Here is a 23,421-nt window from a genome sequence, read left to right on the forward strand (position 1 = left end):
GAGAGAAGTGCATGACGCAAGTCACGGTGAAAGAATTGGCCCAAGAGGTCGCTGCACCGGTAGAGCGCCTGCTGCAGCAGATGCGTGAGGCAGGTCTGCCGCACACCGACGCCGGTCAGGTAGTGACCGACAGTGAGAAGCAGGCTCTGCTGACCCACTTGAAAAGCAGCCACAAGGCGAAGGTGGAAGAGCCGCGCAAGATTACCTTGCAGCGCAAGACCACCAGCACCCTGCGTGTTGCTGGTAGCAAGAGCATCAGCGTAGAAGTACGCAAGAAGAAAGTTTTCGTACAGCGCAGCCCCGAAGAAATCCAGGCTGAGCAGAATCGCGAGCTGGAAGAACGTCGTGCCGCTGAAAACGCAGCACGCGACAAATCTGAAGCTGAAGCGCGTAAACGTGCCGAAGAATCCGCCAGCCGTCAGCCGGCCAGCGCACCTGCGCCAGCCGCTGCAGCACCGGCCGTGACGGCTGCGCCTGCAGCTGCCGAGCCGGTTGCAGCTCCGGCCCCGGGTGTCGAGCGCAAGAAAGCCGAAGACGCCCGTCGCAACGACAAGTCGCGTGACGACGACCGCCGTGGTGGCGAGCGCCGCAACGAGGCCCCGCGCGTATCGGTCAAGGTCAAGGAAAAGGAAAAGGCGCCAGCTCCACGTGCCGCCCCACGTACCACCGAAGAGGAAAGCGACAGCTTCCGCCGTGGTGGCCGTGGCAAGGGCAAGATGAAGAAGCGCAATGCCCACGGCTTCCAGAGCCCGACCGGTCCGGTTATCCGCGACGTGGCCATTGGCGAGACCATCACCGTTTCCGAGCTGGCACAGCAGATGTCGGTCAAGGCCGCTGAAGTCGTCAAGTTCATGTTCAAGATGGGTACTCCGGTCACCATCAACCAGGTGCTCGATCAGGAAACTGCTCAGCTGATCGCCGAAGAGCTGGGCCACAAGGTCACGCTGGTCAGCGACAACGCGCTGGAAGATTCCCTGGCCGAGTCCCTGAAGTTCGAAGGCGAGTCGTTCTCCCGTGCGCCGGTCGTGACCGTAATGGGCCACGTTGACCACGGTAAGACTTCCCTGCTCGACTACATCCGTCGTGCCAAGGTAGCTGCCGGCGAAGCCGGTGGTATCACCCAGCACATCGGTGCGTACCACGTGGAAACCGACCGTGGCATGGTCACCTTCCTCGACACCCCGGGTCACGCCGCGTTTACCGCAATGCGTGCCCGTGGTGCCAAGGCGACCGACATCGTGATCCTGGTGGTCGCGGCGGACGACGGCGTGATGCCGCAAACCCGTGAAGCGGTACAGCACGCCAAGGCGGCAGGTGTTCCACTGGTCGTTGCAGTGAACAAGATCGACAAGCCAGGTGCAGACCTGGACCGCATCCGCAACGAACTGGCCGTCGAAGGCGTGACCTCCGAGGACTGGGGTGGCGACACGCCATTCGTCAAGGTTTCGGCCAAGATGGGTACCGGCGTCGACGAACTGCTCGAAGCCGTTCTGCTGCAAGCTGAGATCCTCGAGCTCAAGGCCACCCCATCGGCCCCTGGCCGTGGTGTCGTGGTCGAGTCGCGCCTGGACAAGGGCCGTGGCCCGGTGGCTACCGTGCTGGTTCAGGACGGTACCCTGCGTCAGGGCGACATGGTGCTGTGCGGTTCGAACTACGGCCGTGTACGGGCCATGCTCGACGAGAACGGCAAGCCTGTTAAGGAAGCCGGCCCGTCGATCCCGGTCGAGATTCTCGGCCTGGATGGCACCCCGGATGCCGGTGACGAACTGAGCGTGGTTGCCGACGAGAAGAAAGCCCGTGAAGTGGCTCTGTTCCGTCAAGGCAAGTTCCGCGAAGTCAAACTGGCACGTGCCCACGCTGGCAAGCTCGAGAACATCTTTGAGAACATGGGCCAGGAAGAGAAGAAGACCCTCAACATCGTACTCAAGTCCGATGTGCGTGGTTCTCTGGAGGCCCTGCAGGGCTCCCTCAGCGGTCTTGGCAACGACGAAGTACAGGTTCGCGTGATCGGCGGCGGTGTCGGTGGTATCACCGAGAGCGACGCCAACCTGGCCCTGGCTTCCAATGCAGTACTGTTCGGCTTCAACGTGCGTGCCGATGCCGGCGCGCGCAAGATCGTCGAGCAGGAAGGTCTGGATATGCGTTACTACAACGTGATCTACGACATCATTGAAGACGTCAAGAAAGCCCTGACCGGCATGCTCGGCAGCGATGTTCGCGAGAACATCCTGGGTATCGCCGAAGTGCGTGACGTGTTCCGTTCGCCGAAGTTCGGCGCCATCGCCGGCTGCATGGTCACCGAGGGTGTGGTTTACCGCAACCGTCCGATTCGCGTACTGCGCGACGACGTGGTGATCTTCGAAGGCGAACTGGAGTCGCTGCGTCGCTTCAAGGACGATGCGTCCGAAGTGCGTGCCGGCATGGAGTGCGGTATTGGCGTCAAGAGCTACAACGACGTCAAGGTAGGCGACAAGATCGAAGTCTTCGAGAAAGTCCAAGTGGCTCGCACGCTCTAAGCCGCGAGCTTGGGAGCCGCAGATCGCCCGCCGCAAGGCGCAGGTCGGCGGCTCTGAACGCAACGCCCGGTCAGGCCCAAGCCTGGCCGGGCGTTTGCCGCTTTAGTTACAGGTAGCAAAACATGGCAAAAGAATACAGCCGTACCCAACGTATCGGCGATCAGATGCAGCGCGAACTGGCGCAACTGATCCGTCGCGAAGTCAAAGATCCGCGCGTCGGCCTGGTGACCATCACCGCCGTCGACGTCAGCCGCGATGTCGGCCACGCCAAGGTGTTCATCACCGTGATGGGCGAGGACAGCGCAGAAGACATCAAGCAAAGCCTCAAGGTGCTCAACAGCGCCGCCGGTTTCCTGCGCATGCAACTGGGCAAGGAAATGAAGCTGCGCAGCGTGCCGCAACTGCACTTCCATTACGACGAGAGCGTGACCCGCGGTGCCCATCTGTCGGCACTGATCGAGCGCGCGGTCGCCGAGGACAGCCAGCACAAGTCCGACGATACCCCCCTGGACACCAAGGAGTAAGCGGTGGCTCAGGTCAAGCGTATCCGTCGTAACGTCAGCGGCATCATCCTGCTCGACAAGCCGTTGGGGTTCACCTCCAATGCTGCCCTGCAGAAGGTGCGCTGGCTGCTCAACGCCGAGAAGGCCGGACATACCGGCAGCCTCGACCCGCTGGCCAGTGGCGTGCTGCCGCTGTGCTTCGGCGAGGCGACCAAGTTCTCGCAATACCTGCTCGAGTCCGACAAGGGCTACGAGACGGTGATGCAACTGGGGCAGACCACCAACACGGGCGACGCCGAAGGCGAAATTCTGCAAACCCGCGAAGTGACCGTTGGTCGCAGCGACGTTGAAGCCGTACTGCCAAAGTTTCGTGGTCCAATCAGCCAGATACCGCCGATGTACTCGGCGCTCAAGCGCGATGGCCAGCCGCTGTACAAGCTGGCACGTGCAGGCGAAGTAGTGGAGCGTGAAGCGCGTTCTGTTACTATTAACCGCTTGGAGCTGCTCGAGTGCGAAGGCACCCGGGTACGCCTCTCGGTAGGCTGCAGCAAGGGCACCTACATCCGTACGCTGGTAGAGGACATCGGTGAGCAGCTGGGCTGCGGCGCCTATGTTGCAGAATTGCGCCGTACGCATGCAGGCCCCTTCGAACTGGCCCAGACCGTCACCCTCGAAGAGCTCGAGCAGGTGCACGCCGAAGGTGGCAACGAAGCGGTCGACCGCTTCCTGATGCCATCGGACAGCGGGTTGCAGGACTGGCCGTTGCTGCACTTCTCCGAGCACAGCGCGTTCTACTGGCTGCATGGTCAGCCGGTACGTGCACCGGATGCGCCGAAGTTCGGCATGGTCCGCGTGCAGGATCACAACGGTCGTTTCATCGGTATCGGTGAAGTGAGCGAAGACGGGCGCATTGCGCCACGTCGACTGATTCGGTCGGAATGATCGAAACCTTCAGTGTCGGGTTCAGGCCCGGCACTGGCGGGCAAGAGGATGGCTGTCAATAGGCACGGTCACGCCTCACTTTTAAATACAGGGATCTGTCCCTGGCCTATTGGAAACCGTGTGTACGGTTTCCCTTGATATTGGAGAAGCCAGATGGCACTCAGCGTTGAAGAAAAAGCAAAGATCGTTGGCGAATACCAGCAAGCAGCCGGTGACACCGGTAGCCCGGAAGTGCAGGTTGCCCTGCTGACCGCCAACATCAACAAGCTGCAAGGCCACTTCAAGGCCAACGGTAAAGACCACCACTCCCGTCGTGGTCTGATCCGCATGGTAAACCAGCGTCGCAAGCTGCTGGACTACCTGAAAGGTAAAGACACCACTCGTTACAGCGCCCTGATCGGTCGTCTGGGCCTGCGTCGCTAATAGCGGCCTGGTCAGTGGTGTGCACGGCGTGCTGCTGTCATCCGCCGAGGGCTTCGGCCCCCGCGCGGGTGAGCACGCCGCGCGTATCTATGAGGTTGGCTGTCTGCCTCGCCCGCGCGGTTTACCGCAAGGGCAGGGCAGGCTCCCAACCTCTAGTTTTATCTGGACTGCCAACAGGGCCGATTCCCTGTGCTGCCCAAGAATTCGCAAGAACCAGTTCCCCCAGAGCCACTGAAGAAGGTAGGAAACCGTGAACCCGGTAATCAAGAAATTCCAGTTCGGTCAATCGACCGTTACCCTCGAGACGGGCCGTATTGCTCGTCAAGCGTCCGGCGCCGTATTGGTCACCGTCGACAACGATGTCACCGTGCTGGTGACCGTGGTCGGTGCCAAACAGGCCGATCCAGGCAAAGGCTTCTTCCCCCTGTCCGTTCACTATCAGGAAAAGACCTACGCCGCCGGCAAGATCCCTGGTGGTTTCTTCAAGCGTGAAGGCCGTCCTTCCGAGAAAGAGACCCTGACCTCGCGTCTGATCGACCGTCCGATCCGTCCGCTGTTCCCTGAAGGCTTCATGAACGAAGTGCAGGTTGTCTGCACCGTCGTTTCCACCAGCAAGAAAACCGATCCGGACATCGCTGCCATGATCGGTACCTCGGCTGCGCTGGCCATCTCCGGCATTCCGTTCGAAGGCCCTATCGGCGCCGCCCGTGTCGCTTTCCACGAAAGCACCGGCTACCTGCTGAACCCGACCTACGAGCAACTGGCTGCCTCGAGCCTGGACATGGTCGTTGCCGGTACCTCCGACGCCGTGCTGATGGTCGAATCGGAAGCCAAGGAGCTGACCGAAGACCAGATGCTGGGCGCCGTGCTGTTCGCCCACGACGAATTCCAGGCCGTGATCCAGGCCGTCAAGGAGCTGGCTGCCGAAGCCGCCAAGCCTACCTGGGACTGGACTGCCAAGGCCGAGAACACCCCGCTGCTGAGCGCCATTCGTGGCGAATTCGGTGCCGCGGTGTCCGATGCCTACACCATCACCGTCAAGGCCGACCGTTACGCTCGCCTGGGCGAGCTGCGCGAGCAGGTCATCGCCAAGTTCTCCGGCGAAGAAGGCCAGCCGACTGCCGCTGAAGTCAAAGAGATCTTCGGTGAAATCGAATACCGCACCGTTCGCGAAAACATCGTCAACGGCAAGCCACGTATCGATGGTCGCGACACCAAGACCGTGCGCCCGCTGAACATCGAAGTCGGCGTGCTGCCGAAAACCCACGGTTCGGCCCTGTTCACCCGTGGCGAAACCCAGGCCCTGGTCGTTGCGACCCTGGGTACTGCACGTGACGCACAGCTGCTGGACACCCTGGAAGGCGAGCGCAAAGACCCCTTCATGCTGCACTACAACTTCCCGCCGTTCTCGGTGGGCGAGTGTGGCCGCATGGGCGGTGCTGGTCGTCGCGAAATCGGTCACGGCCGTCTGGCCCGTCGTTCGGTCCAGGCCATGCTGCCGGCCGCCGACGTGTTCCCGTACACCATCCGCGTGGTGTCGGAGATCACCGAATCCAACGGTTCGAGCTCGATGGCTTCGGTCTGTGGCGCTTCCCTGGCCCTGATGGACGCTGGTGTACCGATGAAGGCGCCGGTAGCCGGTATCGCCATGGGTCTGGTCAAAGAGGGCGAGAAGTTCGCCATCCTGACCGACATCCTGGGTGATGAAGACCACCTGGGCGACATGGACTTCAAGGTAGCCGGTACCGCCAAGGGTGTGACCGCGCTGCAGATGGACATCAAGATCAACGGCATCACCGAAGAGATCATGGAAATCGCCCTGGGCCAGGCCCTGGAAGCGCGCCTGAACATCCTCGGCCAGATGAACCAGATCATTGGCCAGTCGCGTACCGAGCTTTCGGAAAACGCACCGACCATGATCGCGATGAAGATCGACACCGACAAGATTCGCGACGTCATCGGCAAGGGCGGCGCAACCATCCGTGCCATCTGCGAAGAAACCAAGGCGTCGATCGATATCGAAGACGACGGTTCGATCAAGATCTTCGGCGAAACCAAGGATGCTGCAGAAGCTGCGCGCCAGCGCGTTCTGAGCATCACTGCCGAAGCCGAGATCGGCAAGATCTACGTCGGCAAGGTCGAGCGCATCGTCGACTTCGGTGCATTCGTCAACATCCTGCCGGGCAAGGACGGTCTGGTTCACATCTCCATGCTGAGCGATGCTCGCGTCGAGAAAGTGACCGACATCCTGAAAGAAGGCCAGGAAGTCGAAGTACTGGTACTGGACGTGGACAACCGCGGCCGTATCAAGCTGTCGATCAAGGACGTTGCCGCCGCCAAGGCGTCGGGCGTCTGATGATGCAGCAGGGCAGGTAACTGCCCGGTAGTGCCAATGCCCCGTATCGCAGGATACGGGGCATTTTTTTTGCTTTCAGCCGGCAGCGCCGGCAAAGCGCCTGCGCCCCAGGTTGGTGATGATCAGGCTCAGCGAGTCGGCGTTGGCCAGGATCAGGTCGGTGCGTACCTGCGGATCGCTGTAGAACGCAGTGCGTGCAGCCGCCAGGGTGTTTGTCTTGCTTAGCCGAAAGATCGCGGGCAGGGCTCGTCCATCCTTTTTCCTGATATCTCTCCAGGTCTGGCTCGAGGTGTCGAAGGTTCTGAACAGCGCCTGGGCGGGGGTGTTGATCGAGAGCCCGTTCTGTTTGTAGCCAAGGATCGTCTGATAGGCGATACGCCCGCCCCGCGTGTGCTGGCTGATCTGGTCCGGGAAGGGGGCCGCGGCTTCCACGTAGGCGATATCCACGGTTCGAAGCACCTGGTGTGACAGCTCGTGTATCAGCGTCGTTGCTTGCTGGTGGGCGAGCAGCTCGATGGCCGGTGGCGTTGCGTAAATCGAAACGTCCCATGGCAGGGTGAACACGCGCTCGGTGAGAAAGATCCGCTTGCCGGGGTCGTTGTGGTAGGTGAAACCGTAGGTATCGCGCTGATCGGGCATGTTCATGCCCACCACGAGGCGTTTGGAGGTGACCGTGTCCATCGAGGCCGACAACAGCTCGTCCAGTATCCGCTGGGTATAGTCACGCAGCAGGCGTACTGTCTGGTCGGAGGGAGGGTGGTCGAACACGTTTTGCAAGATGCTCAGTGTCTCGGGCGGCAGGGGCGCCTGGGGCGAAGACAGGTTGAGGTTCTTCAGGCAGGTGTCCAGATAGTGGCGGCTCAAGGCATGGGCACGCAGTAGCATCTGGTACTTGGTCGGCTGGAGCGCGGCAATGTTCTTCATCCCCGAAGCCAGCGTGGTGTAGCGCAGGGATATGTCTTCGTCGGCCAGGGCTGATTCGAAACTGCTGTAGGCCGCGCCGCCGCCACGCAAGCCTTCCTGCAGATCAACCTGCCACTGATTTCCCGTTCTTTGCAGTGTGGGCCCGAGTCGGCCCTGCTTGATGATCTGCCACTGCTGTGCTGGCTTGGCCACTTCATAGACGTGGCCCGCGATCACGCAATAGAAACGTTCGGTACCCGGGGCGAAATAAAGCCCCAGGGTGGTGTTGCGGACCATGTCCTTGAGTTGCACGTTCTGCGCCTGCAGGTCACTCAGCCGGTTGGGTACCAGGGGGTTGAGCAGTACCTCGTTCCAGGCAGGGTCCAGTTCCAGTGCAGGCGTGACGGGTGAAGGCTCGTCAGGTGTCTTCCTGCTCACGCTCGAGCCACCTGGGCGCATCATGACCAGGCCACTCAGGGCGGTGACGAACTCCGCAAGCGATTCGCCCCAGTTGTGCTGCAAAGCGGCGTTACCGGATGCCTGCAACCACTGGACACTCTGTAGCGAGCTGAGCATGGCTGCCAGCTTTCCAGGCAGGAAAAACGAACTCTGCTCGATGGCAAGGCCCATTACATAGCGCAGCACATTCCAGTATTCCTCGGCGGTAGTTACCGTGCGTGCCTTGGTCAGTGCCCGCAGGAATGCCACGTTCTCGGTGAACAGGTAGTCAAGGGCATTGCCTTCGATCTCGCTGCGCACCAGTTGAACCGCACCGGGGGTGGGCGAGAAATCGAACAGGTCCGATGAGGACCAGAACAGGTGGGGGTGAAGAAAGCCGTTGTGGTCGTATCGCGACTGCACCGTGTCGGGAAGCCGGTTCAGAATATCTCGTTGCAGCTCTGGGTCCGAAAGGATGGCACTGCGCAGTGCGCCCTGGTCCTTGAACTCGAGCAACATCTTGTGTGGCCGGTAGGCGCAGTACAACACCAGGGGCCCGTCCTGTTCGCCCTGCGGGCCGATCACATACATGCCCCTCACGGTATCGGGGGCGAACCCTTGCTCGGCCCGTAGCTGCAATTGGCACAGGGTGATCTTCCTGCCCTCGACCAGGTCGCGGGCGAGGGCATCCGGCTTGGCCAGCACATGGGAAAAGTAGTAAAGCGCCTTGGCCGATAGTTTGTTGTCCAGAAAATGCTGATACCCCTCTTCCATCAGGTAGGCGGTGGCTACCAGCGTGTAGCGATGACGGCGTTCGAGGTAGTCGGGATCCTGCGGGGTGAACTTCTTCTCGAGCAGGGCACGGTATGCACTGGCCACGTCGAGGCGGTCGATCATGTTGCGGATGGTGGCTGCTTCCAGCGCTTCAGGTGCCATGCCTGGTCGCGTGACGCTGACCTTCATGCTTGTCGCTGTGCCGGTCAACCGGCTGTGGGTCAGGGCGTACTCGCTCAGTGTCTTGGTGGTGGTGGCCAGGTCCGAGGAAATCGGCGAGGGCGTCTGGCCGGGCATTACCAGGTTGGGGGTGAAGTGCGTGAAGGTGACGGTAATCAGGTCGGGATCGTCCGGTGCGCTCGGGTAATCCTGGGCGAGCCCTGCCTTGAGCTGCTGATTGGCGAAGTCGTTGAGCGTTGGGATCGAGAACAGGTAGTTGAACTTGGGGTTGCTGACACGGGCGCAGGCCTGCACCAGTTGCGCGTAGTTTTTCATTTGCTGCGGTGTCGCGTTGCATAGCCATGCCGGTAGAAGGGTGCGCAAATACTGACCCTCGAGGCTGTCGCGTACTCGCTGCAAGGCCCCTTCGAACGGGTGCCTGGCGGTCTGGTTATCGATGAAGCGTTGCAGCAATGAGGTGCCGAGCCTGCTGCGCAGGGCATAGCCCAGGTAGTAACGCCGGGTTGCAGCACGAAAGCGTGCCGCACTGTGTTCAACAAACGCGAACAGCTCGCTTTGTTCGATGAGACGTACGCTGGGCTGACTGGCACCTGGAAGCTGCGCCAGGGTGTGCCAGTTGCGCAGGTCTTCGGCGTTCACCAGGCTCAGCCACTGATGAAGCTTCTCCGGGTCGTCGAATGCGCCGGTCATTTCAGAGCGCAAGGCTGCTTCGCTGCTGAATTGGCTCAGTGGCTCCAGCGGTGACCAGAGCAACAGGCTGTCATTGTCGGCCGTTGCCCGCTGCAGCACGAATGTATCGGCCAGTGGCAGCAGCCCGGCCTTGCCGGGTACCGACAAGCTCAGGCTGTGCAGGCGAATGGCACTGTGCCCCGGCCGGTCCAATGCTTGCTGCAGCAGGTCGAGCAGCGCGTCATCGATCACGCCGTTCTCGCGGGCTTGCTCCAGTTCGATGCGCAGTAGCGCTTCGTACAAGCTGCGCATGCTCGTGAGCGGGGACACCACACTGTCCTTCAGGCGTAACCGACCCGTGTCGAACGCCTCGAGTTGTTCAAGGTAGGTCGAGGCAAAGCCCGCTTTAAGGGTGTCGATCTGTTGCCGGATCACGGGTGCCGACGGCCACGACAGTGGCAAGCCTTGCCGGTCCTGCACCTGCACCTGATCCTGCGGCGCGTGCTGGTTGCCTGTTTCGCCCAGCTGTTCGAGAAACCTGTCGACCACCGTGCCAGTCTTTTCTGCCCATTTGAGCTGAATGTCCAAGGGGTGCAACTGGCCGTCGCTGATGGCGTCGAGGCTGGGGGCAAGCATGTCCAGAACACAGGACTGCACCTTCGGCTGGGCGGTGGCCAGGGATTGAAACAGCTGATGCAGTGCCCTGGCACGGGTGAGGCGCTCTACCAGCGTAACGCTCTGGCTGGGTGGCACGGGCAGCCTCATGGCGACTGCTGGCTGTGCATCGGGCAGCCATCGACCGTTGACCCCCAGGTGGGTCAGGCGCCTGTCCACCAGCGCGCGCATGTCCAGTGCATCTTCGACCCCGGCCATGGCCGTGCTGCTCTGGGCACCCGGGAAGCGTAGTGCGTGGGCAAGACGCCGGTTGACCAGTGCGATCAGCGCATCAGCAAGTGCGAGGAACATCGGTTGGCCGACCTCGACCAGCCTGACCACAGGTGTCGCGCTGGCTTGCAACTGCTCCCAGTCATCGCGGCTGATCGAGGCGGGGCAAGCAGGTTGTGTGAGCAGGGCCTGGCAATGCCGTTCAAGGGCGGCCTGATCGGCGAAGTGTTGGAACCCGGTTCGTGTGCTGAACAGGAACACCCCCTTGCTGGTATCGGTCGGTTGCTGCAGGGCCAGGCTGTCGGCCAGCAGCACCGTCCTACCCATGTCCTGAGCCGCTGGCACCAACGCCAGGCTACACACCCGCAAGGCGCCCAGGTCGGGGATCAGCGCTTCACGCAGCCATTGCAGCTGAGGGGTGTCGATGCGTTGTTCATTGGCCGCTCGCAACAGCGTACGACAGTAGTTGTCGGCAAGGCCAAGAGCCAGGGCTTCGCGGTTATCGCTGCCCACGTCGTTGTCGACACTGCTCCAATAGCTTCGCAGCGCCTGTGCAAAGGCCCCCGGAACGGCCTTGGCAGTGCTGGCAAGGGCCTGCTCGCAGGCGAGCGGGTCGGGCGTGTCGTGCGTTGCGGTGCCATCGCGTACGAAGCGGCGCTTCAGGTCGATGCCCAGCGGCTGGCCGCTGAACGCGTCCAGTGCAACATCGGCCAGGGCCTGCGTGCGCACCACGCTGGCGTTACTGGCAATGACCTGGACCCGTTGTTGCGCGATGTCGTCGACGCCCTCCAGCAGCGTCGAGAAGGCTGTGCTCAAGCAACTGTCGAGAACACCGGTCAGGGTGGGCAGTTTGGCCAGCCCGCCCGATTGCCCCCGCAGCAGATCGATTTGCTGTTGCATCAGGTGGTGTGACCACCGGGTGAACACGGCATCGCTCAGGTTCACGAACTGCAGCGGTTCGCTCGGCACGCCCAGGTGAGTCAGCTGTGCCTGCAGGGCACTTTCAAGCTGTTGCAGCGTGTTGAAGCCCTGTACGCCATGCAATGGGCTGTACAGGTAGGTCGCCTCAAGCAGCGGGTCGCGCTGATGAATGACCAGGCAATTGGCAGACAGTGGCTGCAGGTTGCCTGTCACCTCCACCCGCATGCTCGCCGGCAGGGACGTTTGATCGGCCAGGCGACGCAGCCACCGCGCTTCGATGATGCTCAGGCTCAGGTCGCGCTGTGCGGTCTCCAGCGCGGTGATGAAGCCTGCGCGCAAGGTGCCGGGCTCAAAGTAGGGCATCACGATCATGGCGTTTCCTGCAGCGGGGGACCCGGTTCATCCGGCTCACGACGCCTGCCACGTTAGAGGGTGCCCTGTTGAAGGCAGTGGTACATATTGCAACGCCCGTTGGATTCCCGGGCATGGGTGCGGCGGTATTTTGTGAACATGCAACTTGCACGCGCATCCATCGCAAAGCATGCAATGTGCACGATGGGCTATTTTTTGGTGATTTTTAAGCTATTGATTTTTAAAGGTTTTATTTTTTATTCGGATTGGCACAGCTTCTGCAATATCCCTGTTACCTGCTGCCAGGAATGACGGCGCAGACCTTTCGAAAAACAGGAGTGTCTCGTATGAAGAAGTTCGCTATTGCTGCTGCTACTGCCACCGCGCTGACCCTGACCATGGCTAACGCCGCCTTTGCAGCCCAACCTGCATCGCAAGCACCGATGATGCTGGCTGCTGGTGAAATGACCAAGGCCAAAGAAGAAACTTCCGATACCTGGATCACCACCAAGGTCAAAGCCGACCTGGTCACCGAGAAAGGCATCCCGGGTACCGACATCAAGGTCGAAACCAACAAAGGTGTGGTTTCCCTGTCCTCGACCACCGCGATCACCGAAGCGCAGAAAACCACTGCGGTGAACATCGCCAAGAAAATCAAGGGCGTGAAAGCCGTTTCGGCTGATGGCCTGAAAGCTGAGTAAGCGTTTCGCTCGCTGATCCTGACGGTTCATGCGAAAGGCCACACGGAGGTGGCCAACCCTAAAGCCCCGGCGCAGTCAGCCGGGGCTTTTCTTTGTGCGTTGGAACGCTGGCCTGGCGCCAGTGCTCCCGCCAGCCCTACTCGGCGTCCAGGTGCAGGGGCGAGATCACCCGGCCATCCGCTTCGGCCTGGCCCAGCGTGGCGTCGATGAAGTACACCCGGTCGTCTTGCAACTGACCCTTGTCGACCAGGTAGTCCTTGATGCTGCTGGCGCGTGCCTGACCGAGCTGACGCAGCAGCACGGTGCTCTCTGCCCACGACTTGATCACCGCTTCCTGCAGCTTGGCAGTACGCTGTGCACGGTCCAGCTGCTCCCACTCGGCCGGTGGCTGCTGCTTGAGACGGGTACGGTAGATGCCCTCGAGCATGGCCGGCTTGTCGCCATCGGGCACCTGCAGTTGCGAGGCCTGTGCCGGCACCTTGTCGCCGCGACGCTGAAGGATCTTGTAGTAGGTGCTCTGGTACTCACGATCCAGACGCTGTGCGGCAATCAGTGGCCCGTCGCTGCTCTGGGCGCTGGTGCCTTCGATTTCCAGGCGCAGGGCAGGGCGTTCCTTGAGTGCTGCCGCCAGCTTGTCCAGCGAGCCCTGGGCATCGCTGCTCAGCTCGCTTGAGCCGGGGGCGAAGGACACGGTGCCCAGGTCTTCGGAACCGCCACCACTGACCAGCCCGCCGATGAACTTGAACGGCGCCTGGGCGGCGCGCAGCACCAGGTTGCGCAGGGTCTGCCACACGATCGGCATTACGCTGAACTGCGGGTTGTTGAGGTCGCCCGACACCGGCAACTCGATGGAGATCTTGCCCTCGGTGTCCTTGAGCAGCGCGATCGCCAGGCGAATCGGCAGGTTGACGGCGTCGGGGCTGTCGACCTTCTCACCCAGTTGCAACTGCTCGACCACCACCTTGTTCTCGGCCTTGAGCTGGCCCTTGGTGATCAGGTAATGCAGGTCCAGGTTCAGGCGGCCCTTGCGAATCCGGTAGCCGGCGAACTTGCCCGAGTACGGCGTCAGGGTCGTCAGCTCGACACGCTTGAAGCTGGTGGCGATGTCCAGGCTGGCCATAGGGTCGAACGGGTTGAGCGCGCCCTTGATGGTGACGGGCGCATAACGATCCACCTTGCCCTTGATATCGACCTTGGCCGGGTGTGGCTGGCGGTTGTCGATGGTGCCGATCTGGCCGTTGAGCTGCTGGATGGCGGTGGCGAAGTTGGGCGTCAGGCTGAAGTCGGCGAAGTTGGCCGAGCCATCGTTGATGTCGATGCCACCGATACGGATACCCAGGGGCTTTTCATTGCTGGCCGTGCGCTTGCCCTGGGGCTTGGCGGCGCCGTTGGCCGGCTGCGGAATCAGCAGGTCATCCACGCTGGTGGTGCGGTCTTCGTTGATCATGAAGCGGGCATAGGGCTGCTGCAGGGTCACCTTGGCAATGCTCAGCGCATCGCCGTGGCGATAGTCCAGGCCGTCCACGTTCAGTTGCTGCCATTTGACGAAGTCACGGCCCTTGATGGTGTCCAGGGTATGCAACTGATTGACCTGCGCCTTGCCGGTGACGCTGAACGCCAGCGGGGCGGTGTTCTTCAGGTCCACGTTCAGGTCGCTGCCGAGCATGCCGCTGCGCAGCTCCAGGCGAATGAACGGGCTGATGTAGGCCTGGGCTACCCGCAGGTCGATGTCCTGTGTGCTGACCTTGAGCCGGGCGCTGACCGGTGCCAGGTTGACCTCACCCGATGCCTGCAGCTTGCCCTGGCGGCCGACGCCGCTGTCGAGCTTGAGGGTGAAGGGGCTCTTGTTGAGGCTGTCGAAGTTCTGCAGGTCGAGGTTGAGCGGGCCGACATCCAGCGCCACCGCTTCTTTCTGCGAGCGATCGGCCAGATGAACCTGGTAGTTGCGCAGTTGCACGTCGCGCAGCAGCACCTGCCACGGCTTGCCGGGCGCGACCTTGGCGCTGGCTTCCTGCGGCGCGGCCCCGGCAGTGGCCGGCTCGGCCTTTTCCTTGGGGGTGGCCTTGGCAGGCTGGCTGGCGAAGAGTTTTTGCCAGTCGAGCTGGCCGTCGGCTTCCAGGGCAGCCCAGGTTTCCAGCTTTTCACTGCGGATCTTGCCGACCGTGACCAGCTGTTTGGCCAGGTCGACCGTGGTTTCACTCACGTCCAGTCGGGCCAGGCGGGCCAGCGGGCGACCGTCCGGGGCCTTGATCGCGAAGGGGGCGATGCTGAGCGAGGCGTTGTCCAGCAGCAGCTCGGTTTCCTTCGACAGGTTGAGCTTGTAATGGGTGTCCAGGTTGAGCACGCCGTCTTCAAGCACCAGCGGCAGGGCGTCGCGCACGTACGGCCACCACACCTTCATCTTGCCGTCGGTGACCTTGAGGGTGCCTTCGGAGGCGATCGGTACCAGGCTGATGGTGCCGGCCCAGTCGATGCGCCCGCCCTCTGGCCCGGCGGCCACCAGGGTCATGTCGGCGTTGTCGTCGGGCAGGGTGCTGAGGTTCTTCAGCTCCAGGTTCATCGAGTCGTAGAGGAATTCGATCGGCTCGCTCGGGCGCAGGTCCTGGAAGTGCAGGTAGCCCTCGCTCAGCTTGATGCTGCCGATGCGCAGCGGGAACGGTTCGCTTGCCGGTGTCTCGGCCTTGGGCTCGCTGGGCGGCAGCTTGAACAGCTGGGTCAGGTTCAGGCTGCCGTCCTTGGCGAACAGCAGCTCGGTGCGCGGCTTGTCCAGCTCGACGGCTGCCAGGTGCAGGGCACCGGACCACAGGCTGTCGAGCTGCAGGTTGGCGTAGAGGCGTTCGAAGCCGACCTGCTCCTTGCCGGTCTCGCCGATCTGCAAGCCCCATAGCGTCAGCTCGAGGCTGAACGGATTGAGCTCGATACGCTGGATGTGCGCCGGCACGGTGGCGTAACTGGCCAACTGCTGATTGGCGATGCGCAAGGCTACGCCAGGCAGGATCAGGAAACCGAGGAGGCTGTACAGGGCCAGGCCGGCCAACAAGGCGCCGAGGGCGCGTTTCAATCCTTTGGGCATGTGCGGCGTCGTCTGTCTAGAGCGGGAGTGCTTGGAGTATGGCACGTTAATTCGGTTCCGAAGGTAGTCCGAAATACCGGACTACCTGCGGTTTTTTCCACTTACAGCTGCAGGATCAAGCACTTCAGGGGCGGCTGTCCGTCCAGTGACGGGAAGTCGTCTGCCGGCTTGAGCACCTGCCATTCCCGCACCGGGCGGCCGATCTTCTGTGCGCAACGCAGCACCTGCTCGCGCCAGTCGTCGAGGCCGACCTTGGCCAGGTTGTTGCAGCAGATCAGCACGCCGCCTTCGGCCGTGCTCAGCAGGGCGGGCTTGAGCAGGCTCTGGTAATCACGCAGCAGGTCGACGGTGCCGAACGCGCTCTTGGCCCAGGCAGGCGGGTCGAGCAGTACCAGGTCGAACTCGCGCGGCTCCAGGCGCGGGTAGGCCGGCAGCTTGTGCCCGCGACGCTGGCTGACCGGCAGGCCTGCCAGCTGGCGAATGGCCGGAAAGTAGTCGGACTGGATGAACTCCATGGGCGCCAGTTGCGGGTTGAGTGCGCCGTTCTCGCGGCCAACGGCCAGGTTGCCTTCGGCGAAATCCAGGTTGCACACCGCGCTGGCACCCCCGGCGGCAGCGCTCAGGCCTACCCCGCAGGTATAGGCGAACAGGTTGAGCACGCGTTTGCCGGCACTGTGTTGCTTGACCCAGCCACGGGCATTGCGCAGGTCCAGAAACAGCAGCGGGTCCTGGCCGGCATGGCGACCGCGCACGCGGTAGTTCAGGCCCCACTCGTGACCGACCAGGTCGGCCAGCGCGGCCTCGCTGGGCTGGTAGACCGGGTCGCGCCGGTCGATGCGGCTGTTGCCCTGGGAGCGGTCGTTGTACACCAGCAGCAGTGGCAGGCCCAGTTCGCGCTCGATGTGCCCATGCAGGTCCAGCAGGGCATCGCGCTCGAGGGTGTGGTGAAAGCTCTGTACCAGCAACTGCGGGCCATAGCGGTCGACGGTCAGTCCGCCCGCGCCTTCCTGGCTGCCGTGGAACAGCCGGTAACAGTCGGTGCCCTGGGCGTGCAGCTCACTTAGAAGCTGCTGGCGGGCGTCGAGGGCGGCGCGCAGCGCCTGATTCAAGGAGGACATGCACGTAGCCTTGGTTTGCGGGCGTGCAGTTTAACAGCAGGCGGGTGCCTTGCACCTGTTCAGGCGCAGCCCACTCGCCGCCTGGCCCGGTGCAGCGAACTGTCGCGCATGGCCCAGCGCAGTACCGGCGCCGTGCTGTCGATGCCCAGGCCTACCAGCCGCCGCTTGAGCGGGTGCGGCGTGCGCTCGAGCAGTTCGCCGGCCCAATCGGGCAGCAGGTTGATCCCCGCCTGCATCATCAGGTTGGCCACCGGTTTGGCCAGGCGGCTCGGCGCCGGGGCCTCCAGCAACACACGCACCACTTCGCGGCTGCGCTCGTCGCATACCAGTTGCGGACGCATGGCTTGCAGGTAGTGCGCCACCGCCTGGCGCGAACGCGGCACGTTGCGAGCCCCCAGGCGTTCGGCCACCAGGGCGATCTCGGCGTAGTAGGCGTCCTGGTCGGCCAGCGAGAGGTGCGGGTTGCGGTAGCGCAGGTGCGCGGCCATGAAGCTGCTGACTTCGGCCACGTGCACCCAGGTCAGCAGGTCCGGGTCACTGGCGGCATACGGGCGGCCATCGGCCGCGGTCCCCACCACCTGCAGGTGAATGGTGCGTACCTTGTCGATCAGCCATTCGGCGTCGCGGGTGGAGCCGAAGGTGGTGCCGGAGATGAACTGGCTGGTGCGGCGCAGGCGGCCGATGATGTCCTGGCGAAAGCTGGAGTGGTCCCACACCCCGGCCAGGGCCAGCGGGTGCAGCACCTGCAGCAGCAAGGCGCTGATACCGCCGATGAGCATGCTGGGGAAATCCCCGTGCACCTGCCAGCTGATGCTGCGCGGGCCGAACAGCCCGGGGTCGCCCTTGGGCTGTTCGAGGTCGAGTTGGCCCAGGGCCAGGCCCGTGAGGCTCAGCAACTGTGTTTCGATACGGCGGCGTAGCGCTTCCATGGGTACCTTGAGGCACCGTCGCCGCGGTGCCGTTCATTGGTTCAGGCGTTTGTCGATCAGGCCTTGGACCACGCTCGGGTCGGCCAGGGTCGAGGTGTCGCCCAGGTTGTCCAGCTCGTTGCAGGCGATCTTGCGCAGGATGCGGCGCATGATCTTGCCCGAGCGGGTCTTGGGCAGTGCTGGCGCCCACTGGATCAGCTCGGGTTTGGCAAAGCTGCCGATCTCCTTGCTGACCAGCGCCAGCAGTGCCTGCTTGAGGTGGTCGTCCGGGGTCACGCCGTTCATGGGCGTGACGAAGGCATAGATGCCCTGGCCCTTCAGGTCGTGAGGGTACCCGACCACGGCGGCTTCGGCGATGCTGTCGTGCAGCACCAGGGCACTTTCCACCTCGGCAGTGCCGATGCGGTGCCCGGACACGTTGATCACGTCGTCGATGCGCCCGGTTATCCACAGGTCGCCATCGGCATCGCGGCGCGCGCCGTCGCCGGTGAAGTAGTAGCCCGGCAGGGGTTTGAAGTAGGTGTCGATCATGCGCTGATGATCGCCGTATACGCTGCGGATCTGCCCCGGCCAACTGGCCTTGATCGCCAGCAGCCCGCTGCCGGGGCCCTCGATCAGCGCGCCCTTGTCGTCCAGCAGCACTGGCTGCACGCCGAACAGCGGACGGGTGGCACAACCGGGCTTGATGTGGCGGGCGCTGACCAGCGGGCTGAGCATGATGCCGCCGGTCTCGGTCTGCCACCAGGTGTCGACGATCGGGCAGCGCTTCTCACCGACCTTCTCGAAGTACCATTCCCAGGCTTCCGGGTTGATCGGCTCGCCCACGCTGCCCAGCAGGCGCAGGCTCTTGCGCGAGGTACCGTCGAGCGGCGCCGAACCTTCGCGCATCAGTGCCCGCAGAGCGGTGGGGGCGGTATAGAAGATGTTCACCTGGTGCTTGTCGACCACCTGCCAGAAGCGCGAGGCATCGGGGTAGTTGGGCACGCCTTCGAACATCAGGGTGGTGGCGCCGTTGGCGAGCGGGCCGTAGACGATGTAGCTGTGGCCGGTTACCCAGCCGACATCGGCGGTGCACCAGAACACCTCGCCGTCGCGGTAGTCGAACACCACCTTGAAGGTCAGGGCGGCCTGCAGCAGGTAGCCGGCGGTGGTGTGCAGCACGCCCTTGGGCTTGCCGGTGCTGCCGGAGGTGTAGAGGATGAACAGCGGGTCTTCCGCATCCATCGGCTCGGGCGGGCAGTCGTCGCCCACCTGGCTGATTGCCTCGTGGTACCAGAGGTCGCGGGCTTCGTTCCAGTCCACCGGGCCGCCGGTGCGGCGTACCACCACCACGCTGCTGACGTCCGGGCAGCTTTGCAGGGCCTTGTCGACGTTGTTCTTCAGGCCAATGCTCCTGGCGCCGCGCACGCCTTCGTCGGCGGTAATCACCGTGCGGCAGTCGGCGTCGAGGATGCGGTCGCGCAGGGCGTCGGGGGAAAAGCCGCCGAACACCACCGAGTGAATCGCGCCGATGCGGGTACTGGCCAGCATGGCGAAGGCAGCTTCGGGAATCATCGGCATGTAGATGCACACCCGGTCGCCCTTTTTCACCCCGCGCTGCTTGAGCACGTTGGCCAGGCGGCACACCTGCTGATGAACCTGGCGGTAGGTGAGGGTGGTGGACTGCTGCGGGTCGTCGCCTTCCCAGATGATCGCCGGCTGGTCGCCGCGCTGAGCCAGGTGGCGGTCCAGGCAGTTGTAGCTGACGTTGAGCTTGGCATCCTTGAACCAGGTTGCCTGGCCCGTGCGCAGATCGCTCTGCTGAACAGCCGACCAGGGGCTGACCCAGTCCAGGCGCCTGGCTTGTTCGGCCCAGAAGGTGTCGGGATCGTCTACGGACTGGCGATACAGGCGCTGGTAGTCGGCCTGGGAGAGTTGTGCCGCCTTGCTGACGGCATCGGCTTCGGGGTAGTCGCTGATATCGAACATTGGGGGGCCCTTTCCTGTTGGATAGGTGTCGCTCCCATCGCGGGCCAAGCCCGCTCCCACGAGGTGTACATCGTACCTGTGGGAGCGGGCTTGGCCCGCGATGGGTACAACAACATCCCGACAGTGTAGCCCTTAGCCCCGGTGACGCCCGCGGAAGTAGTTGATCAGGCCCTGGGTCGAGGCATCTTCGGCCGGCTCTTCGATACCGCCGGTCAGGCGCTGGTACACGCCCTTGCCCAGTTCCTTGCCCAGCTCCACACCCCACTGGTCGAAGGCATTGATGCCCCACACCACGCTCTGCACGAACACCTTGTGCTCGTACATCGCCACCAGCGCGCCCAGGCGCCGCGGGCTGATACGCTCCACCACCAGGGTGTTGCTCGGACGGTTGCCCGGGATCACCTTGTGCGGCGCCAGGCGCTGTACCTCGGCTTCGGCCATGCCCTTGTCGCGCAGCTCGGCCTCGGCTTCGGCGCGGGTCTTGCCGAGCATCAACGCCTGGCTCTGGGACAGGCAGTTGGCGTACAGCCACTGGTGGTGGTCGGCCACCGGGTTGAAGCTCACCACCGGCACGATGAAGTCGGCCGGGATCAGCTGGGTGCCCTGGTGCAGCAACTGGTGATAGGCATGCTGGCCGTTGCAGCCCACGCCGCCCCAGATCACCGGCCCGGTGTCGTGGTCGACCGGGGTGCCGTCCTGGCGCACGCTCTTGCCGTTGGACTCCATGTCCAGTTGCTGCAGGTGCTTGGTGATGTTGCGCAGGTAATGGTCGTACGGCAGGATCGCGTGGCTCTGGGCGCCCCAGAAGTTGCCATACCACACGCCCAGCAAGGCCAGCAGCACCGGCATGTTCTGCTCGAACGGTGCGGTCTGGAAGTGCTGGTCCATGGTGTGGGCACCCGACAGCAGCTCCTTGAAGTTGGCGGTGCCGATGGCCAGGGCGATCGGCAGGCCGATGGCCGACCACAGCGAATAGCGTCCGCCTACCCAGTCCCACATCGGGAAGATGTTCTCTTCACGGATACCGAAGGCCACCGCAGCGGCCTTGTTGCTCGATACGGCGATGAAGTGCTTGTACAGCTCGGCTTCCGAACCACCCTGGGCCAGGTACCAGACCCGAGCCGCCTGGGCGTTCTTCAGGGTTTCCAGGGTATTGAAGGATTTGGACGACACGATGAACAGCGTGGTCTCGGCACGCAGCTTGGCCGACAGCTCGTGGAATTCGCTGCCGTCGATATTGGCCAGGTAGTGGCAGCGCACGCCGCGCTGGGCGTAGGGCAGCAGGGCTTCGGAGACCAGCTCCGGGCCGAGGAACGAGCCGCCGATGCCGATGTTGACCACGTCGGTGATCGGCTTTTCGCTGTAGCCGCGCCACAGGCCGTCGTGGATGCGCCCCACCAGCTCGGTGACCTGATTCAGCACCTTGTGCACGTCGGGCATGATGTTCACGCCATTGACGCTCAGCTTGTCGCCCACCGGGCGCCGCAGCGCGGTATGCAGGGCCGGGCGGCCTTCGGAGGCGTTGACGATTTCGCCGGCGAACAGCGACTTGATCGCGTCCTGCAGGCCCACTTCGTTGGCCAGCCCCACCAGCAGGTCGCGGGTCTGGTGGTCGATGAGGTTTTTCGAATAGTCCAGAAACAGCCCGCAGCTGCTCAGGCTGAACTGCTCGAAGCGCTGCGGGTTGGCGTTGAACGCATCGCGCATGCTGAAGCCCTGCATGGCGCTGCGGTGTTGCTGGAGCGCCTGCCAGGCGGGCAGCGTAGTGACATCGTGGGGGGTGCGGTAGTACGCCATCGCTGCAGGTTTCCTTGGTACGTGAACTGCCTTTGACACTGGAAAGACGGGCCCGTTTCCAGTGTGGCAGGTTAATTGCCCGGCAGCCCGGCCGGGTGCGTTGTCACTGTTCGTCGAGGTTCAGGTGCAGGTTGTCGATCAGGCGCGTGGCGCCCAGTACCGCTGCCACCAGAATCACCAGGTCGCGGTCGTGCGCCGCTGCCGGGCGCAGGTTCAGCGCCTGACGGATTTCCAGGTAGTCGGGCTTGAAGCCGGCCTCCACCAGTTGTTGCCGACCTTCGGCGATCAGCACCTCGAAGTCACGGCGGCCCTGGCCGATTGCCTGGGCGATCCGGCTCAGGGTGCGGTAGATCGTGGGCGCAGTGGCACGTTGTGCGTCGGTCAGGTAACCGTTGCGCGACGACAGGGCCAGGCCGTCCTCGGCGCGCACGGTCGGCTCGCCGATGATCTGGATGGGCAGGTTGAGGTCGCGCACCAGCGCGCGGATCACCGCCAGTTGCTGGAAGTCCTTCTGGCCGAACACGGCCAGGTCGGGCTGGACCATGTTGAACAGCTTGCTGACCACCGTGGCAACACCCTCGAAGTGCCCGGGACGGCTGGCGCCACACAGCCCTTCGGACAGGTGCGGCACGCTGACCAGGGTTTGGGCCGCCATGCCGTCGGGGTACATTTCTTCGACGCTGGGGGTGAACAGCAGGTGGCAGCCGGCCTGCAGGAGTTTTTCCTGGTCGGCGGCGAGGGTGCGCGGGTACTTGTCGAGGTCTTCGTTGGCGCCGAACTGCAGCGGGTTGACGAAGATGCTCGCCACCACGAAATCGGCCCGCTGCGCGGCCTTGGTCACCAGCGCGGCATGCCCGCTGTGCAGGTTGCCCATGGTGGGCACGAAGCCGATGCGCTTGCCCTCGCTGCGTGCGCGGGCGACCGCAGCGCGCAGTTCAAGGATGGTCTTGACGGTATTCATGCGCTGAACCCATGTTCGGTGCCGGGGAAGGTCACGCCCTTGACGGCTTGCACGTAGGCACCGAAAGCACCGGCAATGTCGGGCTGGCCGAGCATGAAGTTCTTCACGAACTTGGGCACGCGGCCGCTGAGCGACAGGCCGAGCATGTCGTGCATCACCAGTACCTGGCCATCGGTGGCGCTGCCGGCACCGATGCCGATGACCGGAATGGTCACGGCCTGGGTGATTTCCGCCGCCAGCTCGCTGGGCACACATTCGAGCAGCAGCATGGCTGCGCCGGCCTGCTCCAGGGCGATGGCGTCGGCGCGCATCTGCCGTGCCTGGTTCTCCTGGCGGCCCTGGACCTTGTAGCCGCCCAGGATGTTCACGGTCTGCGGCGTGAGGCCCATGTGCGCACACACCGGCACGCCGCGTTCGGCCAGCAGGCGAATGGTCTCGGCCAGCCAGGCGGCGCCCTCGACCTTGACCATGTGCGCGCCGGCCTGCATCAGTGCGCCGGCATTGGCGAAGGCCTGCTCGGTGGTGGCGCAGGCCATGAAGGGCAGGTCGGCCAGAATCAGCGCACCCTGGTTGCCGCGCTTGACGCAGGCGGTGTGGTAGGCCATTTCGGCGTTGGTCACCGGCAAGGTGCTGTCATGGCCCTGCAGGACCATGCCCAGGGAGTCACCCACCAGCAATATTTCCACGCCGGCCTGACTCGCCACCTTGGCAAAGGTCGCGTCATAGCAGGTCAGCATGGTTATTTTCTCGCCCTTGGCCTTGAGGCCTTGCAGGGTGGTCAGGGTTACTTCTGGCATGAAAGGAATCCTCGTTCAGGCGCTGTGAAAAACGACTGCGTACAACGCGTGTATTCATCTACTGGAACAGCACATCATCGATTGTGGTGTTTGGAGTACAACCCTGTTCCAGGCCTATATACGCCTTATGCGGCGCCGGGGCGCTGCAGGACGCCTATAGTCGTGAGCACGAAGACTGAAGTCAATTACCCTGTTACCGCATTGTTACGAAGGCGC

At 63.2% G+C, this 23,421-nt stretch carries 14 protein-coding genes; 6 read left to right on the plus strand and 8 right to left on the minus strand.

What is annotated here, in order from left to right:
* Positions 1-11 precede the first annotated feature (11 nt).
* The 5 genes from infB to pnp all read left to right on the plus strand — a co-directional run bounded on the left by infB (position 12) and on the right by pnp (position 6,740).
* Entirely contained in the window at positions 12-2,516 is a 2,505-nt protein-coding gene (gene infB / locus V9K84_RS26075; protein WP_043863820.1) for a translation initiation factor IF-2, read from the plus strand.
* A 122-nt stretch (positions 2,517-2,638) separates the two neighbouring features.
* Positions 2,639-3,040 carry a 30S ribosome-binding factor RbfA gene (rbfA, locus tag V9K84_RS26080; protein WP_043863819.1) on the plus strand — a complete coding sequence of 134 codons (402 nt, stop codon included), beginning with the start codon at positions 2,639-2,641 and terminating at the stop codon, positions 3,038-3,040.
* Between the two features lie 3 nt (positions 3,041-3,043).
* Positions 3,044-3,961 carry a tRNA pseudouridine(55) synthase TruB gene (gene truB / locus V9K84_RS26085; RefSeq protein WP_088513996.1) on the plus strand — a complete coding sequence of 306 codons (918 nt, stop codon included), beginning with the start codon at positions 3,044-3,046 and terminating at the stop codon, positions 3,959-3,961.
* A 153-nt stretch (positions 3,962-4,114) separates the two neighbouring features.
* Positions 4,115-4,384, plus strand: a complete 270-nt coding sequence (gene rpsO / locus V9K84_RS26090; RefSeq protein WP_010222985.1) for a 30S ribosomal protein S15 — start codon at positions 4,115-4,117, stop codon at positions 4,382-4,384.
* 250 nt (positions 4,385-4,634) lie between these two features.
* Positions 4,635-6,740: a polyribonucleotide nucleotidyltransferase gene (gene pnp / locus V9K84_RS26095; RefSeq protein WP_043863817.1), complete on the plus strand. Its 2,106-nt coding sequence runs from the start codon at positions 4,635-4,637 to the stop codon at positions 6,738-6,740.
* Between the two features lie 75 nt (positions 6,741-6,815).
* Here pnp and V9K84_RS26100 read toward each other — a convergent pair whose 3' ends face one another.
* Positions 6,816-11,882 (minus strand): hypothetical protein, encoded by a 5,067-nt coding sequence (locus tag V9K84_RS26100; RefSeq protein WP_088513997.1) that lies wholly within the window; start codon positions 11,880-11,882, stop codon positions 6,816-6,818.
* A 326-nt stretch (positions 11,883-12,208) separates the two neighbouring features.
* On the opposite strand from V9K84_RS26100, the gene V9K84_RS26105 reads away from it, so the two are divergent.
* Complete coding sequence (locus tag V9K84_RS26105) at positions 12,209-12,562, plus strand: BON domain-containing protein (RefSeq protein WP_043863815.1); 354 nt, start codon at positions 12,209-12,211, stop codon at positions 12,560-12,562.
* A 136-nt stretch (positions 12,563-12,698) separates the two neighbouring features.
* Here V9K84_RS26105 and V9K84_RS26110 read toward each other — a convergent pair whose 3' ends face one another.
* The 7 genes from V9K84_RS26110 to panB form a co-directional block, all read right to left on the minus strand.
* A complete protein-coding gene (locus tag V9K84_RS26110) occupies positions 12,699-15,635 on the minus strand; it encodes a DUF748 domain-containing protein (RefSeq protein ID WP_088513998.1) in 2,937 nt (978 codons plus the stop codon).
* 101 nt (positions 15,636-15,736) lie between these two features.
* The gene (locus V9K84_RS26115) at positions 15,737-16,753 is read right to left on the minus strand and encodes a class I SAM-dependent methyltransferase (RefSeq protein ID WP_043863813.1); all 1,017 of its coding nucleotides are present in this window, start codon (positions 16,751-16,753) and stop codon (positions 15,737-15,739) included.
* 59 nt (positions 16,754-16,812) lie between these two features.
* A complete protein-coding gene (locus V9K84_RS26120; protein ID WP_058540550.1) occupies positions 16,813-17,682 on the minus strand; it encodes an oxygenase MpaB family protein in 870 nt (289 codons plus the stop codon).
* 33 nt (positions 17,683-17,715) lie between these two features.
* Positions 17,716-19,650: an acetate--CoA ligase gene (gene acs, locus V9K84_RS26125; protein ID WP_088513999.1), complete on the minus strand. Its 1,935-nt coding sequence runs from the start codon at positions 19,648-19,650 to the stop codon at positions 17,716-17,718.
* 132 nt (positions 19,651-19,782) lie between these two features.
* Positions 19,783-21,447 carry a glucose-6-phosphate isomerase gene (gene pgi / locus V9K84_RS26130; RefSeq protein WP_088514000.1) on the minus strand — a complete coding sequence of 555 codons (1,665 nt, stop codon included), beginning with the start codon at positions 21,445-21,447 and terminating at the stop codon, positions 19,783-19,785.
* A 103-nt stretch (positions 21,448-21,550) separates the two neighbouring features.
* The gene (gene panC / locus V9K84_RS26135) at positions 21,551-22,408 is read right to left on the minus strand and encodes a pantoate--beta-alanine ligase (RefSeq protein ID WP_088514001.1); all 858 of its coding nucleotides are present in this window, start codon (positions 22,406-22,408) and stop codon (positions 21,551-21,553) included.
* Entirely contained in the window at positions 22,405-23,205 is an 801-nt protein-coding gene (gene panB, locus V9K84_RS26140; protein ID WP_043863808.1) for a 3-methyl-2-oxobutanoate hydroxymethyltransferase, read from the minus strand. Before panB ends, panC begins: the two co-directional genes overlap by 4 nt.
* Positions 23,206-23,421: the final 216 nt, after the last annotated feature.

Origin of the sequence: Pseudomonas sp. AE27 (assembly GCF_037113495.1) — a bacterium.
Classification (GTDB): Bacteria; Pseudomonadota; Gammaproteobacteria; order Pseudomonadales; family Pseudomonadaceae; genus Aquipseudomonas; species Aquipseudomonas palmensis.

Excerpts from the sequence above, each read along its gene's own strand:
- rbfA (WP_043863819.1), top strand. The coding sequence starts at position 2,639 with ATGGCAAAAGAATACAGCCGTACCCAACGTATCGGCGATCAGATGCAG.
- panC (WP_088514001.1), bottom strand. The coding sequence starts at position 22,408 with ATGAATACCGTCAAGACCATCCTTGAACTGCGCGCTGCGGTCGCCCGC.
- V9K84_RS26110 (WP_088513998.1), bottom strand. The coding sequence starts at position 15,635 with ATGCCCAAAGGATTGAAACGCGCCCTCGGCGCCTTGTTGGCCGGCCTG.
- V9K84_RS26120 (WP_058540550.1), bottom strand. The coding sequence starts at position 17,682 with ATGGAAGCGCTACGCCGCCGTATCGAAACACAGTTGCTGAGCCTCACG.
- panB (WP_043863808.1), bottom strand. The coding sequence starts at position 23,205 with ATGCCAGAAGTAACCCTGACCACCCTGCAAGGCCTCAAGGCCAAGGGC.
- acs (WP_088513999.1), bottom strand. The coding sequence starts at position 19,650 with ATGTTCGATATCAGCGACTACCCCGAAGCCGATGCCGTCAGCAAGGCG.
- V9K84_RS26105 (WP_043863815.1), top strand. The coding sequence starts at position 12,209 with ATGAAGAAGTTCGCTATTGCTGCTGCTACTGCCACCGCGCTGACCCTG.
- V9K84_RS26115 (WP_043863813.1), bottom strand. The coding sequence starts at position 16,753 with ATGTCCTCCTTGAATCAGGCGCTGCGCGCCGCCCTCGACGCCCGCCAG.
- infB (WP_043863820.1), top strand. The coding sequence starts at position 12 with ATGACGCAAGTCACGGTGAAAGAATTGGCCCAAGAGGTCGCTGCACCG.
- pgi (WP_088514000.1), bottom strand. The coding sequence starts at position 21,447 with ATGGCGTACTACCGCACCCCCCACGATGTCACTACGCTGCCCGCCTGG.
- V9K84_RS26100 (WP_088513997.1), bottom strand. The coding sequence starts at position 11,882 with ATGATCGTGATGCCCTACTTTGAGCCCGGCACCTTGCGCGCAGGCTTC.
- rpsO (WP_010222985.1), top strand. The coding sequence starts at position 4,115 with ATGGCACTCAGCGTTGAAGAAAAAGCAAAGATCGTTGGCGAATACCAG.